The sequence below is a fragment of the Biostraticola tofi genome, from assembly GCF_004343195.1.
Taxonomy (GTDB): Bacteria; Pseudomonadota; Gammaproteobacteria; order Enterobacterales; family Enterobacteriaceae; genus Biostraticola; species Biostraticola tofi.
This window is the reverse complement of sequence record NZ_SMCR01000003.1, coordinates 236810-253301: the sequence shown is the minus strand read 5'-3', so window position 1 is coordinate 253301 and position 16492 is coordinate 236810. Positions and strand designations below refer to the sequence as shown.

The following is a 16492-nucleotide window of genomic DNA, read 5'->3' as shown; positions in this document are numbered from 1 at the left end:
AGCCGACCATTCTACCCATTTACGCCTTTGACGCCAAACCACTGGTGAAACCATCTCACCGATATTTGCTGCCGGTAGCCTTTTACCTCAATAAAATCATCATAAAACGCCACCGTAATTTGTCCGGAGAGGGCGGTATCGTGCCAGTTGATTCCTGCTTTTTCATAACGCTCTCTGATTTTTGGCGCCGGCAAGCGCCATGGACTGAATCGGGCAGCTGAAGATAAGGCCGCCCGTGGCCCCACCGCTCGCAAAAATTGCTGCGTGGAAGAGGTCTTGCTGCCATGGTGGGGTACCTGCAGAATATCCGCCTGCAGTGCCGCCCTGTCCAGCTTCAGCAAGGCACGTTCCGCCCGTGCTTCGATGTCGCCGGTCAGCAGCAGTCGATACTTGCCATCGGTTACGGCAATCACACAGGAATCATCATTCGCGGCTCTCTGAACCAGCGCCTTCGGCCACAGCACCGAAAATGTCAGCCCCTGCCACTGCCACTGCTGTCCTCGCAGGCAAGGCTCATGACCGGCGGCGCGATAAGAACTTGACACCGGTACCCATGGCCAGGCCTGTTTGAGGGTATTGAGGCCACCGATGTGATCCAGATGGCTGTGGCTCAACACAATTGCGTCGGGCCTCAGCCCACGCCAGCTGATGAAAGGCATGATTTCGGCTTTACCTATGTTGCCTCCCTGCCAGCCGGCGCCGGTATCGTAGATAATCGCCCGATGATTGGACTCGATAACCATGGCCAGGCCATGACCGACATCCAGCATATGGGCTCGCCAGCGCACGCGATCGCTGCGTTCGCGGCCGTTAAGCAGCAGCAGGATGATAACCAGCGTGTTCAGAGGATAGCGTTTCCACCAGCCAAAGCGCAGCATAATGACCAGCAGCCAGCCGACAATGCTGATAATAAGCCCGGCTTTGCCAAGCCCCATCCATCCCTGCTGCAGGGGTTCAAGGGGCACCATGACCCCGGTCAGTGATAAATCTGCCAGCCACCAGCAACATCGGCTTATCAGCGGCAGGCTGCCGAGGCACAAAGCGCTCAGCACCAGCGGCGTAGTAATAAACGAAACCAGCGGCACCGCCCAGAGGTTGGCCGGTAGCGACAGCGCATTTGCCCCCTGAAATAACCCCCACTGCAGGGGCAGCAGCAGCAGCGACATACCGGCCTGCAGATGCAGCCACCTCAGCGGGGCCCACCGCCCGCCATGCTGCATGCTCACCGGTAGCGGCGCCCAGCGGAACCAGAACAGCAGAGCGCCGACCGCCAGGCAGGACAGCCACAGGCTGGTGGATAAGACGCTCAAAGGGTCGCTCACCAGAATCAGCGCCACGCACCATAGCCAGACCTGACAGGCATCGCAGTGGATCCCGCGCATTCGCAACGTGATCCATATGCTGAGCGCCAGCAGGGCGCGCAGGGCCGGGAAATTGGCGCCGGACACCCAGACATAGGCAGCCGCGGTCATCCAGCTTATCACCAACGGCATGGCGGCATGAAGCCACCGGGAGGGAAGCAGTAACTGCCCCGCCCTGGCAATCAGCCAGCCGAACAAGGCCGCCAATGAGATATGCAAACCGGATATCGCCATCAGGTGGGCGGTGCCGGTTTGCTGCAGCAGCAGACGAACCGGCTGAGGCAATTCACGGCTCTCGCCAAAAGCCAGCGCCATAAGAATGGATGACCAGCGCAGCCCCTTTTGCTGTTCTACCGCGCTCAGGACCATCCGCTGTCGCAATCCGCAGTCCGCCTGCGTCAGCCTGGCTCTGATGACCCGGCCAGTTAACATCTGATGGTTGGCGATCGCATGGCGCTGACTGTCAAATCCGCCTTCATTTAACCGGCTGTGCTGGGGACGCAATTTCAGCGTCAGGCTCCATTCCTGTCCCCCGCACCAGGCTGAAGGCAGTTTTTTCCAGCTGACCCAGGCATAGGCCGGCGGAAACAATCGCTCACCCCGCACCCGCAGGATTTTAATCAGAGCCCGGTCAGCCGGTGGATCCTGGCTATTGACGCTGATAATCCTGGCGTCTACCTTGAGGTTGCTCATGGCCAGCTGTTCGGTCTGCGTCAGTAATTGACTGCCGGCAACACATCCCCAGACAAAGGCTGCCATCGCTAATGCAACCCAGGTCAGAGCCGGTATTCTGAGCATCAGCAGCATCGCCGCCAGCGTTATCATGGCCCTCATTTCCCCGCTGCCGGGTAATCGGGGCAGCATTGTCAGAGGCAAGATGCCGAGAATAATACCTGCGGCAATTTGATTGAGTGACAGTCTCATCGCTGCCTCCCGGCGCACACCTGCTTGTCAGGCTGAGTCTGTTTTATCCGAACCGGGAGGACAGGGCCATGCTGCATATGGCATTAAGCGCACCTCCTTCAGGACTTGCCGATTTGTTGCATATAACCTGAGCAAGATTGTGATCGGGATTAGCGTCTAGCGGCATCTGAGTATTGAAATCCTTGGACAATTGGGTTCTTGGGTTAATGGATCATTTGGCAATTAAATCATTGAGCAATAAAGTGTTTGAGTAATTGAGAAACAGGTAAGCAGGTAAGCAGGTAAACAGGTAAACAGGTAAACAGGTAAACAGGTAAGCAGGTAAGCAGGTAAGCAGGTAAGCAGGTAAGCAGGTAAGCAGGTAAGCAAGTAAGTAAGTAAGTAAGCAAGCAAGCAGGTTATTGGATTATGGGCGGATAGATCGGGTCAGCCGGTTTGCCGCTGATTTTTTATCCCTTAAAACCGCCGGTTCGAAACACTATTGTTGCAGTTTTGTGACAGACGCGATAGTTCCTCCTTTTTACCGGCCGCAGCGCTGGCAAAAAATCGTTACTCTAGACATCATGTAAATAGAAATGATTTATTCATCTTTTTTTACCCGTAATGTTCCCTTTGATTGTCTATGGCTGCCTCCAGGAGTGAGTATGCGTAAATTCAAATACAGTTTGTTAGCCGGGTTGCCTTTCTGTTTGGCGATATCTTCTGATGTCGTAGCCGCTACCCAGGCTTACACCCTGGAACAGGTGATGGTGTTTAGCCGCCATGGCCTACGAGCACCGCTGTCCAGTCCCAGCAGCGCATTGGGAAAAGTCACCCCGGACCAATGGCCCCAGTGGGATACACCCAGCAGCTATCTGACTACCCGCGGCGGAGCGCTTGAATCGTATTTCGGCCATTATTTCAGCGAGTGGCTGGTGGATAACAAGCTTTTGGCAAGCGACACCTGCCCGACTGACAAAGACGTGTACTTTTATGCCAATAGCCTGCAGCGAACTATAGCCACTGCACAATTCTTCTCGGTCGGCGCCTTTCCGGGATGTATCGTGCCGGTGCATCACAAAGAAAAGCTGGGCACCATGGATGCCACCTTTAACCCGATCATCACCGATAACAGTGAAGATTTCAAACAGCGGGCTATCGCCTCGATTCAAGAGCGGGCCGGTGATGGCGGACTGGACGGCCTGAACAATCGGCTGAAAACCAGCTATCAGGATATGATGCAGGTGATTAACTATACACAATCGGCCAACTGTCAGCAGGACAAGCAATGTGATCTGACGACATTGCCCAGCAGCGTTAAAATCGTCGCCGGCGAAGAACCTGGGGTGACCGGCCCATTAAAAATGGGTACCTCGATAGCCGATGCCTTTATTCTCCAGTATTACGAAGGTTCGCCATTATCATCAGTTGCCTGGGGCAAAATCAAAACCGATCAACAGTTTGAAAAACTGGTGGCCATCAAGGAGTACTACAATTCGGTGGTCTTCAGCGCGCCGGTGGTCGCTAAAGAAGTCAGCGCCAAATTGGTAAAATACCTCAGCGATGTTTTTACTGATTCCGCCGATAAAGCGAAGTTTACCTTTCTTGCCGGGCATGACTCCAATGTGGCCTCGCTGTTTTCAGCGTTGAAAGTCAAACCCTACCAATTGCCGAACCAGTTTGAGACCACCCCTATCGGCGGCAAAGTGGTGTTTGAACGCTGGAAAGACGCCTCTGGCAAAGATTTGATGAAAATCGAATATGTCTATCAATCGACTGACCAGATTAAGGGCTTGCAGGAACTGAACCGGCAAAAGCCACCCCAGCGAACCGTGCTGGAACTGGAAGGATGCCCGATTGATGCACAGGGTTTCTGTTCTTTTGATAAGTTCAAAACCGTGCTGCAGGATGTGTTAAACAACTAGCTGATTAATGCTGGCTGATGGTTGAACAGCCCTGGAAAGCCAGGGCTGAATCATCGCTGAGGGGATAGGACTTTAAGGAACTGGTTTTTTTAAATCGATGATTTCCGAAAATAGGGGAATGATTAATTTTCTGATTTTGTGTTTCAGTTTGACCTTTAACGGTTTTAGGGTCATCAATTCACCCCACACTTTTTTCTTCTTAGCGGAAATAGCACATGGGTTGTTTGCCGGATTGATAGTCGATACCGTTGCATGTCCAGACAGCAAAATAGCCGCTGGATGAACGGCCAACACCTTTACCTTGGCGTATTCTTCAAACAAAGACCATTTATCTGCCACCATCCATACAGGATAGAGAAATTGCAGCAGAGCCGCCGCTGCCGCCTGGTTAATAATATAGCCATGCGATGTTGTAGCATGATAAACAGGATACAGGGAATACTTTTTATCTATATTAAACAATGGCTTATTTATTAATTTATTGACTTTGCTTAAGAGTATTATTGTCGGTACGGCCTGATTGGTAGCATAAGGGAAACTGTCTAAAACAACATCAATACCGTTCGAAATGGCGGCATCATCCTCAAGGATTAACGCATTAGAAATGTTCTCGTCCAGCATTTTTTGGTAAATTTTCTGATGGCTCAAGGCACATCCAATCTCACCGTTTTGGAAGGCATAATTCAATTTTTGCGTATGTTTAATACGCTCTTCTTCCGACAGCGCATTGCCGTCGACCGCTTCTATGACTTCATAATCCAGTTTATTTTTTTCACACTGCGCAATGATCGATTCCCGCCGTTGAACAGACTTTGCCATGCTCAAAATAAAAACCTTCATGAGATACGCCTTAAACCGCTGGACAGTGCTCACTGTAAACCATGCATCATCCAGGTTCAATTTCAATCATTACCCAGCAGCTCCATTTATAAAATAGGTTTAACGAAGAACATAAACAGCGATGGCCGTATTGAGTTTACATGCCCAGCGGGTGTTGGGAGCTAGCACAACGGGGTTTATCGAGCTTCGTCCGCCAGACGACGGGCAAAAAAAAGACACCCGAAGGTGTCTTTTTTGATGGGCAACAACGGCATAATGCCATGCCCCTGCAGCATAAATTAACCGTAAATATTGGCGCGGTCGCGCAACTCTTTACCTGGTTTAAAGTGGGGAACGTATTTACCTTCCAATTCCACTTTATCGCCGGTTTTCGGGTTACGTCCGACACGCGGTGCACGGTAGTGAAGAGAAAAACTGCCGAAACCACGGATTTCGATGCGTTCGCCACTGGCGAGCGTAGTCGCCATATGCTCAAGCATCTCTTTCACGGCATCCTCAACCACTTTTGCCTGGATATGAGCGTGCTGGCCAGCGAGTCTTTCTATAAGTTCAGACTTGGTCATAGATCCTCCAAGTTCACGATTATCTTTATAGGAAAATCGTGACGCACTTAACTACCGTCCAGGAGCAGCGATAAATGCTGCTCCCCCGTTATTACTCGCCTTTTGCCGCTTTAAACGCTTCTGCCATGGCGCTGGAGAAGTTGGTCGCCTCTTCCTGTTTGGTGTTAACAGTAGTGATGGCTTCTTTCTCATCAGCTTCGTCCTTGGCACGAACGGACAGGCTGACAACGCGGTTTTTGCGATCAACGCCGGTGAATTTAGCTTCAACGTCGTCGCCCACGCTCAGTACCAGCGTCGCGTCTTCAATACGGTCGCGAGAGGCTTCAGAGGCACGAAGGTAACCTTCAACGCCGCCTGCTAATTCAACTGTAGCACCTTTAGCGTCAACTGCAGTGACTTTACCGGTAACAATGGTACCTTTCTTGTTCAAAGACAGGTAGTTATTGAACGGATCTTCAGCCAGTTGCTTCACGCCCAGGGAAATACGCTCGCGTTCTGCATCAACCTGCAGGACAACAGCGGCGATTTCGTCGCCTTTCTTGTATTCACGCACGGCTTCTTCGCCGGCGACATTCCAGGAGATGTCGGACAGGTGAACCAGACCGTCAATGCCGCCTTCCAGGCCGATGAAGATACCGAAGTCAGTGATTGACTTGATCTTGCCTTCGACGCGGTCACCCTTGTTATGGGTTTCAGCAAACAGCTGCCACGGGTTGGATTTACACTGTTTCAGGCCCAGGGAGATACGACGACGCTCTTCGTCGATATCCAGAACCATAACTTCAACCACGTCGCCCACGTTAACCACTTTGGACGGATGGATGTTTTTGTTGGTCCAATCCATTTCAGACACGTGCACCAGGCCTTCAACGCCTTCTTCGATTTCAACGAAGCAGCCGTAGTCAGTCAGGTTGGTCACACGACCGGTCAGGCGGGTGCCTTCCGGGTAACGTTTCGCGATAGCGACCCAAGGATCTTCGCCCAGCTGTTTCAGACCCAGGGAAACACGGGTGCGCTCACGATCGAATTTCAGTACTTTAACGGTGATTTCGTCACCGACATTCACGATTTCGCTCGGATGCTTAACGCGTTTCCAAGCCATATCAGTGATGTGCAGCAAGCCATCCACGCCGCCCAGGTCAACGAATGCACCGTAGTCGGTAAGGTTCTTGACGATACCTTTGACTTCCATGCCTTCCTGCAGGTTTTCCAGCAGTTGATCACGTTCAGCGCTGTTTTCGGACTCGATAACCGCACGACGGGAAACCACGACGTTGTTGCGTTTCTGGTCCAGCTTGATGACTTTAAACTCAAGCTCTTTGCCTTCAAGGTGCAACGTATCGCGTACAGGACGCACGTCAACCAGTGAACCTGGCAGGAATGCGCGAATGCCGTTCAGCTCAACGGTGAAACCGCCTTTCACTTTACCGTTGATGATGCCGATAACGGTAGCAGCTTCTTCGTAAGCTTTTTCCAGCATCAGCCATGCTTCATGGCGTTTTGCTTTTTCGCGAGACAGCAGGGTCTCACCGAAGCCATCTTCTACTGCGTCAAGAGCGACATCAACCTGATCGCCAACTTCGATTTCCAGTTCGCCCTGGGCGTTTTTAAACTGTTCGATAGGAATAGCGGATTCGGATTTCAGTCCGGCGTCAACCAGCACCACGTCTTTAGCGATAGAGACCACGGTGCCGCGCACGATGGAACCGGGACGGGTTTCGATTTCTTTCAGGGATTCTTCAAAGAGTTGAGCAAAAGATTCTGTCATGTTTGATAATCTTCAGATGTTTTTGATTAACGTCCATCCGGCATCCTGCTTGATGGGGTTGTTTTACACGCCCCATTGCATCCATACAACAGGGTAATTTTCATTTACGTTACGACAACGCCAGAATTCGTTTCGAATAGGCCAGCGCCTGGGCGATGACGTCTTCAATGGTCAGCGTGGTTGAATCCAGCACCAGAGCATCTGCTGCCGGAATCAATGGCGCGACCGGACGGTTTCTGTCACGTTCGTCCCGTTCCTTTATCTCAGATAAAAGACGTTCAAAGTTAACACTAAACCCTTTTTCCTGCAACTGCCTCATGCGTCTGTGCGCTCTTTCTTCCGAAGAGGCATCGAGAAAAATCTTTACCGGGGCATCAGAAAACACCACCGTCCCCATGTCACGACCATCGGCAATCAGACCCGGCATGGCGCGAAAGGCGCGCTGACGGCGCAGCAGTGCCTCTCTGACCCTGGGAAAGGCGGCTATCCGAGAAGCGGTATTGCCTACCGTTTCCTGGCGAATTTCATTACTGACGTTTTCACCTTCAAGGATGACGTCAAGCTGACCTTCACTGACCTGGAAACGAACATCCAGATGTGCGGCCAGCGGTACCAGCGCTTCTTCACTGGCAATATCCACGTGGTGATGCAGCGCCGCCAGGGCAAGCACGCGATAAATGGCGCCGGAGTCGAGCAAATGCCACTGCAGTGACTCGGCCAGCGCTTTGCACAACGTGCCTTTCCCTGCGCCGCTAGGCCCGTCTACGGTAATAACCGGGGCTGCTGCCGTCATGATCTTCTCCTCATCCGCGGTGGTGTAATATCAACTGCACTGACTTTGTTGCGGCGTATTATACGCATCAAAAGGGCTAAGCGTTATCATTACCGACCGCAGCAATGAAATTGCCCGGCCGGGCGGTCTCAGGCCAGGCGGCTGATATCAGCCAGACGATCGAAATAGTCCGGGAAGGTTTTATAGGTGCAACGCGGGTCCAGAATGGTGATCGGCGTGTCGGACAATGCCACCAGGGAAAAGCACATCGCCATCCGATGATCATTATAGGTACCGATTTCAGCGGTGGTCAGCTTCTGGGGCGGAGTCACGGTAATATAATCTTCGCCCTCGATAACGGTGGCCCCCACTTTTCTCAGTTCAGTGGCCATCGCCGCTAGGCGATCGGTTTCTTTGACCCGCCAGTTATAAATATTGCGGATGGTCGTGGTACCACGGGCAAACAGCGCAGTGGTGGCGATGGTCATTGCCGCATCCGGGATGTGGTTCATGTCCATATCGACCGCATTAAGCTCGCCACGACGGCACTCGATAAAATCGTCACCCCAGCGAATCACCGCGCCCATGCGCTCAAGCACGTCGGCAAAGCGGATGTCGCCCTGGACGCTGTTTTTGCCGATGCCGGTGACCCGCACCGTGCCGCCGCGAATGGCTGCCGCCGCCAGGAAATAGGAGGCTGAAGAGGCATCCCCTTCCACCAGGTAGTCGCCGGGGGAAACATAGCGACTGCCGCCATGCAGGTAGAAAACCCGATAATTGTCATGGCGTATCTCGATACCAAAGGTTTTCATCAGCGCCAGGGTAATATCGATGTAGGGTTTTGAAACCAGCTCGCCTTTAATGCGAATCACCGTATCCTCGGCGGCAAGCGGGGCCATCATCAACAAAGCGGTCAGAAACTGGCTGGAAACGCTGCCGTCAACGCTGACCTCGCCCCCGGTAAAACCGCCCATCAGTCGCAGGGGCGGATAGTTTTCCTGCTCCAGATAGGCTATCCGCGCCCCTCCCTGACGCAATGCATCCACCAGATGTCCAATCGGGCGCTCCTTCATCCGTGGTTCACCGGTGAGCACCACATCCTGCGTTCCCAGGCACAATGCGGCGGCCAGCGGACGCATGGCGGTGCCGGCATTGCCGAGAAACAGCGTCAACGCCTGATCCGCCGACAGCGGGCGTCCTATGCCGTCGATTTCACACTCGCGCCGAGAGGCAGACAGGCGGCAGGTCACGCCTAACTGTCCCAGCGCGTCAAGCATATGGCGCACGTCATCACTGTCGAGCAGGTTAGTCAGGCGGGTTGTGCCTACCGCCTGGGCCGCCAGCAACAGGGCACGATTCGAAACGCTTTTGGAGCCAGGTAGGTTAATGGTGCCGTCAATATGTACAACCGGTTGTAGGGTCAGGGATGCCTGCATGTGAAACACGTTCTCCAACGTTCAAAAGAGGTTAATACCGCCAGCGAACAGTCTGGCGGTTGGCGGTAAAGGTCAAACCGGCCTTCGCCATCAGCCGTGGCGACGGGCAAAGTCCTGCATGAAATCGACCAGGGCTTGCACCCCGGCAAGCGGCATGGCGTTGTAAATCGACGCCCGCATCCCGCCGACCACCCGGTGGCCTTTAAGTGCATGCAGCCCCGCCGCCAGCGATTCCTCCAGGAACAACGCGTTAAGCGTTTCGTCCGCCAGCAGGAACGGCACGTTCATCCGCGAACGGTTGGCGGGCGCCACATCATTGCGATAAAAATCGCTCTGGTCGATGGCATTATACAGATAATCGGCCTTGGCCTGATTACGTTTGCCCATTTCGACCAGGCCCCCCTGCGCCAGCAGCCATTTGAACACCAGGCCGGAGAGATACCAGGCGAAAGTAGGCGGAGTATTGAACATGGAATCGTGTTTTGCCAGCACTTGGTAATCCAGTATGGAGGGCAATTCCTGGCGGGCACTGCCTATCAAATCTTCACGAACGATGATGAGCGTCAGGCCGGCCGGGCCGATATTTTTCTGTGCGCCAGCGTAAATAACGCCATAACGCGACACATCAATCGGTCGTGACAGTAGGGTGGATGAATAATCGGCCACGACTGTTCTGTCGGCAAAAGCAGGCATTTCATCGATAGCCACGCCATCAATGGTTTCGTTCGGGCAATAATGCACATAAGTACTGTCGGGCGAAAGGTCCCACTCACTCATCGGCTTGAGGCCGCGCAAGCCGTCGATACGGGTCTTGATATCGATGACGCGCGGATCGCAGTATTTTTTCGCTTCATCAATCGCGCTGTGCGCCCAGTAGCCGCCATCGATATAATCGGCGCTACGGGATGCCCCCAGCAGATTCAGCGGTACCGCCGCAAACTGGGCACGCCCCCCGCCGTGGGCGAACAGTACTTTATAGTTATCCGGAATGCTCAGCAATTCGCGCAGGTCGCGCTCTGACTCATCGGCCATGTCGATGAACTCTTTGCTGCGGTGGCTGATTTCCATCACTGATGTGCCTAATCCGCGCCAATTGACCAATTCCTGTTCGGCACGACGCAATACTTCGGCAGGCAGCATTGCCGGACCGGAGCTGAAATTAAAAACCTGGTTCATGTCCCCTCACCACAGTTGCAATTAGAATTTATAAACACCTTACTCACGTTTTTATCACTCACCCAGAGACGCCGCAATGCTTATCGGTGGCCCAATGGCCCTATAGGGATGCCGTATACCGTCAGGAAGCTCAGCACTCCTCGACCGCCAGGGTCCGATATCGCTTTTCCGTCCGACAGAATACGTGGAGCTGTGGGTGAAAAAAAAGTATCATCCAGCTTCATAAATGTTAAAAAGTGAATAACATGACTCAGACTTTTATCCCGGGGAAAGACGCGGCCCTGGAAGATTCCATCGCGCGTTTTTACCAGCAGCTCAGCGACCTGGGTTTCAATATCGAAGAGGCCTCCTGGCTGAACCCTGTTCCCCATGTCTGGTCGGTGCATATCCGGGACAAAGACTGCCCGCTGTGTTTCACCAACGGTAAAGGCGCCAGCAAGAAAGCCGCCCTGGCCTCGGCGCTGGGCGAATACTTCGAACGCCTTTCCACCAACTATTTCTTTGCTGATTTCTATCTGGGTAAAGCGATTGCCAACGGTGATTTTGTCCACTATCCCAACGAGAAATGGTTTGCGCTGACCGACGATGACGCGTTGCCGGCCGGGATTTTGGATAAACGGCTGCGCGAATTTTATGATCCTGAGCAGGAGCTGACCGCCAGCGCGCTTATCGATCTGCAGTCCAGCAATGCTGAACGGGGCATCTGCGCCCTGCCCTTCAGCCGGCAGTCGGACGGACAGACGGTGTATATCCCGATGAACATCATTGGTAACCTGTATGTCTCCAATGGCATGTCGGCCGGTAATACCGCCAACGAAGCCCGGGTGCAGGGGTTGTCCGAGGTGTTTGAGCGTTATGTGAAAAACCGCATCATCGCCGAATCGCTGAGCCTGCCGCTTATCCCTCAGACGGTAATGGATCGTTATCCCGGGGTGATTGAAGCCATAGAGCGCCTGGAAGCCGAGGGGTTCCCTATTTTTGCCTATGATGCCTCCCTTGGCGGCGAGTATCCGGTTATCTGCGTCGTGCTGTTCAACCCCGCCAACGGCACTTGCTTCGCCTCGTTCGGCGCCCATCCTGATTTCGGCGTCGCGCTGGAAAGAACGGTGACCGAATTGCTCCAGGGCCGCAGTCTCAAGGATCTTGATGTGTTTACCCCGCCGACCTTCGATGACGAAGAAGTGGCTGAGCATGCCAACCTGGAAACGCATTTCATCGACTCCAGCGGCCTGATTTCCTGGGATCTGTTCAAGCAGGACGCGGACTACGACTTTGCCGAGTGGGATTTTAGCGGCTCGACCAGCGATGAGTTCACTACCTTGATGGCGATTTTCGACCGACAGGGCGTTGAGGTGTATATCGCCGATTATGAGCATCTGGGCGTCTACGCCTGCCGTATCCTGGTGCCGGGCATGTCCGACATCTATCCGGCAGAAGACCTGCTGCTGGCCAATAACACCATGGCCATTCACCTGCGTGACACCCTGCTGGGCCTGCCTGACTGTCAATGGAAACCACAGCAGTATCTGGCGCTTATCGAGACGTTGGATGATGAGGGTCTGGACGATTTCACCCGGGTGCGTGAATTGCTCGGCCTGGCCACCGGTAAAGACAATGGCTGGTACACGCTGCGGATTGGTGAATTAAAAGTGATGCTGGCGCTGGCCGGCGGTGATTTGGATCAGGCGCTTATCTGGACCGAATGGACCCGGGACTTCAATGCATCGGTGTTTTCGCCAGAACGCGACAATTACTACCGCTGCCTGCATACCCTGCTGCTGCTGGCCCAGGAACCTGACCGGGGCCCGGCGCAATACCAGCACGCGTTTGCCCGCATGTATGGCGAGCACGCGCTGGCGGCGGCCAATGCGGCCATTGAGGGCCATGGATGCTTCAATGGCCTGTTCTCCATTGACAGCGATCTCAACGCCCTGCCGGCCCACCAGTCGCTGTTGGCAGCTTATGAAAAACTCCAGGCCGCCAAGCGTCGTCACTGGTCGAAATAATAGCGCATGCCCCTGGCGTCTGATTGACAAACCGTCAGGGGTAATCCCCGTGACGAACAGGGAATTATCAGGTATAACGGCGGTCAAATAAACGCATTATTTGACCGCCGTTTTTTATTTGACTGTAAATAAAATGCGCCAATTTCATGAAATGTTTCAATTGAGTGACAAGGGCGGAAAATACCGATGATGATGAAACAAAATATCCACATAAGGTATCATTCGTTAACGCCTTTGAGGTAGAAATATTCTCGTTTTAAAATTATACTGCAATCTTTAAAATTTATTTTTTAAGCCTATTTTCAATAGCTTATATTAATAAAATAGCAGTTATACTCCCCCTCGGGCTTAATAGCGCCTGGCATTATGATCCATATCAATTTTTACTCTATACTGGTTTGTTAGAATTAAGTCGTTAATTAATCCTGTGAGAGAGTCAGTGTGAAAGCAGACAACCCCTTTGATTCATTGTTGCCTCAGGCAATGGCAAAAGTCGCCGAAGAAGCCGGAGTCTACAAAGCCACTAAAAAACTCGTCACGACGTTTTATCTGGCGATCACCGCTGGGGTGTTTATCTCCATTGCGTTTGCTTTCTACATTACTGTTACCACCGGTACCGGCGATATTCCTTACGGCATCGCCAAACTGATTGGCGGTATCTGTTTCTCTCTCGGGCTGATGCTGGTCGTGGTTTGCGGCGCGGATCTGTTTACGTCGACGGTGCTGATTATGGTGGCCAAGGCCAGCGGTCGCATCAGTTGGTTCCAGCTGTTCCGCCACTGGATTAACGTGTATGTCGGCAACCTGTTCGGCGCATTGTTCTTTGTCGGCCTGATCTGGTTTGCCGGGCAACATATGGTCGCTAATGGCGCTTGGGGACTCAATGTCCTGCAGACCGCTGACCATAAGATGCATCACACATTTATCGAAGCTGTCTGTCTGGGCACCCTGGCGAACCTGATGGTCTGCCTGGCGGTATGGATGAGTTACTCCGGCCGCAGCCTGACCGATAAAATGTTCGCCATGATTTTTCCGGTGGCGATGTTTGTCGCCAGCGGCTTCGAGCATAGCATCGCCAATATGTTCATGATCCCATTGGGTATCGTTATCAAAAATTTCGCCTCGCCGGAATTCTGGCAGGCCATCGGGATGGCTCCCGAACAGTTTTCCCATCTGACCGTAAGCAATTTTATCATCGACAATCTGATTCCTGTCACGATTGGCAACATCATCGGTGGTGGTTTACTGGTAGGATTAACGTATTGGGTAATATATCTGCGCGGCGGAAACCATCACTAGCATTTCGCCGCTAAAGCCGGAATTCGTAAATTCCACATTAGAAGGTAGGTGTACAATGACCGATCTGAATACAAAACTAGCCACTGCCTGGGAAGGTTTCAGCAAAGGCGACTGGCAGAATGAAGTCAACGTTCGTGACTTTATCCAGAAAAACTATACCCCTTATGAAGGCGATGAATCCTTCCTGGCGGGTGCTACTGCCGAGACCACTACCCTTTGGGGCAAAGTGATGGAAGGCATCAAACTCGAAAACCGCACGCATGCGCCGGTCGATTTTGATACTAACGTTGCTGCAACCATCGTCTCCCATGATGCCGGTTACATCGATAAAGATCTGGAAACTGTCGTCGGCCTGCAGACTGATGCTCCGCTTAAGCGTGCCATCATTCCTTTCGGCGGCATCAAAATGGTTGAGAGTTCCTGCAAGGCGTACGATCGCCAACTGGACCCGCAACTGAAAAAAATCTTCACCGAATACCGTAAGACTCACAACCAGGGCGTGTTTGATGTCTATACACCTGACATCCTGCGTTGTCGGAAATCCGGCGTCCTGACCGGTCTGCCTGATGCCTATGGCCGTGGCCGTATCATCGGCGACTACCGTCGCGTTGCCCTGTACGGTATCGACTACCTGATGAAAGACAAGTTCGCCCAGTTCACCTCGCTGCAAAGCAAGATGGAAAACGGCGAAGAACTCGAACAGACCATTCGTCTGCGCGAAGAGATTGCCGATCAGCATCACGCCCTGTCTCAAATCAAGGAAATGGCTGCCAAATACGGCTGTGACATTTCTGGCCCGGCGACCACTGCTCAGGAAGCGGTTCAGTGGACCTACTTCGGCTATCTGGCTGCAGTAAAATCACAAAACGGCGCCGCTATGTCCTTCGGGCGTGTGTCTACTTTCCTGGATATTTTCATTGAACGTGACCTGAAGGCCGGCCGCATCACTGAAGAAAAAGCCCAGGAACTGATCGACCATCTGGTCATGAAACTGCGTATGGTTCGCTTCCTGCGTACCCCTGAATATGATGAACTGTTCTCAGGCGACCCGATTTGGGCAACCGAATCATTAGGCGGCATGGGCGTGGATGGCCGTACTCTGGTAAGCAAGAACAGCTTCCGTTTCCTGAACACCCTGTACACCATGGGACCGTCTCCGGAACCGAACATGACCATTCTGTGGTCAGAAAGACTGCCGATGAACTTTAAGAAGTTCGTGGCTAAAGTGTCGATCGATACGTCCTCCGTACAGTATGAAAACGATGACCTGATGCGTCCCGATTTCAACAACGATGACTACGCCATTGCCTGCTGCGTAAGCCCAATGGTGGTCGGTAAACAAATGCAGTTCTTCGGTGCCCGTGCCAACCTGGCGAAAACCATGCTGTACGCAATCAACGGCGGCATGGACGAAAAAGCCAAAATTCAGGTCGGTCCTAAAACCGAACCGATGATGGACGAAGTGCTGGATTACGACCGCGTGCTCGACCGCATGGATCACTTCATGGACTGGCTGGCCAAGCAGTACGTCACCGCCTTGAACGTTATCCACTATATGCATGACAAGTACAGCTATGAAGCTTCACTGATGGCCCTGCACGACCGTGACGTTTATCGCACCATGGCCTGTGGCATCGCCGGTCTGTCTGTCGCTGCCGACTCACTGTCCGCCATCAAATACGCCAAAGTCAAACCTATCCGTGACGAAGACGGTATGGCCATCGACTTTGATATTGAAGGCGAATACCCTCAGTTCGGTAACAACGACTCTCGCGTCGATGATATCGCCTGTGACCTGGTTGAACGTTTCATGAAGAAAATTCAGAAACTGCCGACCTACCGTGGTGCGGTTCCGACACAGTCTATTCTTACCATTACCTCTAACGTGGTATACGGTAAGAAAACCGGTAACACCCCTGATGGACGTCGTGCCGGCGCACCTTTCGGACCAGGCGCCAACCCGATGCATGGCCGTGACCAGAAAGGCGCAGTGGCTTCACTGACTTCCGTTGCCAAACTGCCGTTTGCCTACGCCAAAGACGGTATTTCGTATACCTTCTCCATCGTACCCAAAGCACTGGGTAAAGATGATGAAGTACGTAAAACCAACCTGGCAGGCCTGATGGACGGTTACTTCCATCATGAAGCAGGCGTTGAAGGCGGTCAGCACCTGAACGTGAACGTCATGAACCGCGAAATGCTGGTCAAGGCCATGGAAAACCCGGAAGAGTATCCTAACCTGACTATCCGGGTATCCGGTTACGCCGTTCGCTTCAACTCATTGACCAAAGAACAGCAAAAGGACGTCATCACTCGTACCTTTACTGAATCAATGTAATTCCTTCACCGTCTGAAAAGGCGTAAAATAAAGGCTCCACGAAAGTGGGGCCTTTTTACTCATAGCGGGTATGTTGCCCGCTTCAGGCCAGCTTGTTTTGCCGGA

11 protein-coding genes are annotated in these 16492 nt (G+C 52.8%); 4 read left to right on the top strand and 7 right to left on the bottom strand.

Features of this window, described 5'->3' with window-relative positions; genetic code table 11:
• Window positions 1-11: 11 nt before the first annotated feature.
• Complete coding sequence (locus tag EDC52_RS08520; protein WP_196237753.1) at window positions 12-2285, bottom strand: ComEC family protein; 2274 nt, start codon at window positions 2283-2285, stop codon at window positions 12-14.
• A 644-nt stretch (window positions 2286-2929) separates the two neighbouring features.
• Between EDC52_RS08520 and agp the strand changes: the two genes are divergently transcribed.
• Window positions 2930-4189, top strand: a complete 1260-nt coding sequence (gene agp, locus EDC52_RS08515; RefSeq protein ID WP_131864905.1) for a bifunctional glucose-1-phosphatase/inositol phosphatase — start codon at window positions 2930-2932, stop codon at window positions 4187-4189.
• Between the two features lie 72 nt (window positions 4190-4261).
• On the opposite strand, the gene EDC52_RS08510 is transcribed toward agp, so the two are convergent.
• From EDC52_RS08510 to serC, 6 genes are all read right to left on the bottom strand, one after another.
• Window positions 4262-5029, bottom strand: a complete 768-nt coding sequence (locus EDC52_RS08510) for a glycosyltransferase family 25 protein (RefSeq protein WP_131864904.1) — start codon at window positions 5027-5029, stop codon at window positions 4262-4264.
• Window positions 5030-5307: 278 nt separating this feature from the next.
• The gene (gene ihfB, locus EDC52_RS08505) at window positions 5308-5592 is read right to left on the bottom strand and encodes an integration host factor subunit beta (RefSeq protein ID WP_025245364.1); all 285 of its coding nucleotides are present in this window, start codon (window positions 5590-5592) and stop codon (window positions 5308-5310) included.
• Window positions 5593-5683: 91 nt separating this feature from the next.
• On the bottom strand, window positions 5684-7360 hold the full coding sequence (rpsA, locus tag EDC52_RS08500) for a 30S ribosomal protein S1 (protein ID WP_131864903.1): 1677 nt from the start codon (window positions 7358-7360) through the stop codon (window positions 5684-5686).
• A 109-nt stretch (window positions 7361-7469) separates the two neighbouring features.
• The gene (cmk, locus tag EDC52_RS08495; RefSeq protein ID WP_131864902.1) at window positions 7470-8153 is read right to left on the bottom strand and encodes a (d)CMP kinase; all 684 of its coding nucleotides are present in this window, start codon (window positions 8151-8153) and stop codon (window positions 7470-7472) included.
• A 128-nt stretch (window positions 8154-8281) separates the two neighbouring features.
• Window positions 8282-9568 carry a 3-phosphoshikimate 1-carboxyvinyltransferase gene (aroA, locus tag EDC52_RS08490; RefSeq protein WP_131864901.1) on the bottom strand — a complete coding sequence of 429 codons (1287 nt, stop codon included), beginning with the start codon at window positions 9566-9568 and terminating at the stop codon, window positions 8282-8284.
• 90 nt (window positions 9569-9658) lie between these two features.
• Window positions 9659-10744 carry a 3-phosphoserine/phosphohydroxythreonine transaminase gene (serC, locus tag EDC52_RS08485; RefSeq protein WP_131864900.1) on the bottom strand — a complete coding sequence of 362 codons (1086 nt, stop codon included), beginning with the start codon at window positions 10742-10744 and terminating at the stop codon, window positions 9659-9661.
• Between the two features lie 245 nt (window positions 10745-10989).
• On the opposite strand from serC, the gene ycaO reads away from it, so the two are divergent.
• From ycaO to pflB, 3 genes are all read left to right on the top strand, one after another.
• The gene (gene ycaO / locus EDC52_RS08480; RefSeq protein WP_131864899.1) at window positions 10990-12750 is read left to right on the top strand and encodes a 30S ribosomal protein S12 methylthiotransferase accessory factor YcaO; all 1761 of its coding nucleotides are present in this window, start codon (window positions 10990-10992) and stop codon (window positions 12748-12750) included.
• Between the two features lie 441 nt (window positions 12751-13191).
• Window positions 13192-14049 carry a formate transporter FocA gene (gene focA, locus EDC52_RS08475; RefSeq protein WP_131864898.1) on the top strand — a complete coding sequence of 286 codons (858 nt, stop codon included), beginning with the start codon at window positions 13192-13194 and terminating at the stop codon, window positions 14047-14049.
• Between the two features lie 55 nt (window positions 14050-14104).
• Window positions 14105-16387, top strand: coding sequence for a formate C-acetyltransferase (gene pflB / locus EDC52_RS08470; protein ID WP_131864897.1), 2283 nt, complete (start codon window positions 14105-14107; stop codon window positions 16385-16387).
• The last annotated feature ends 105 nt before the right edge of the window (window positions 16388-16492 follow it).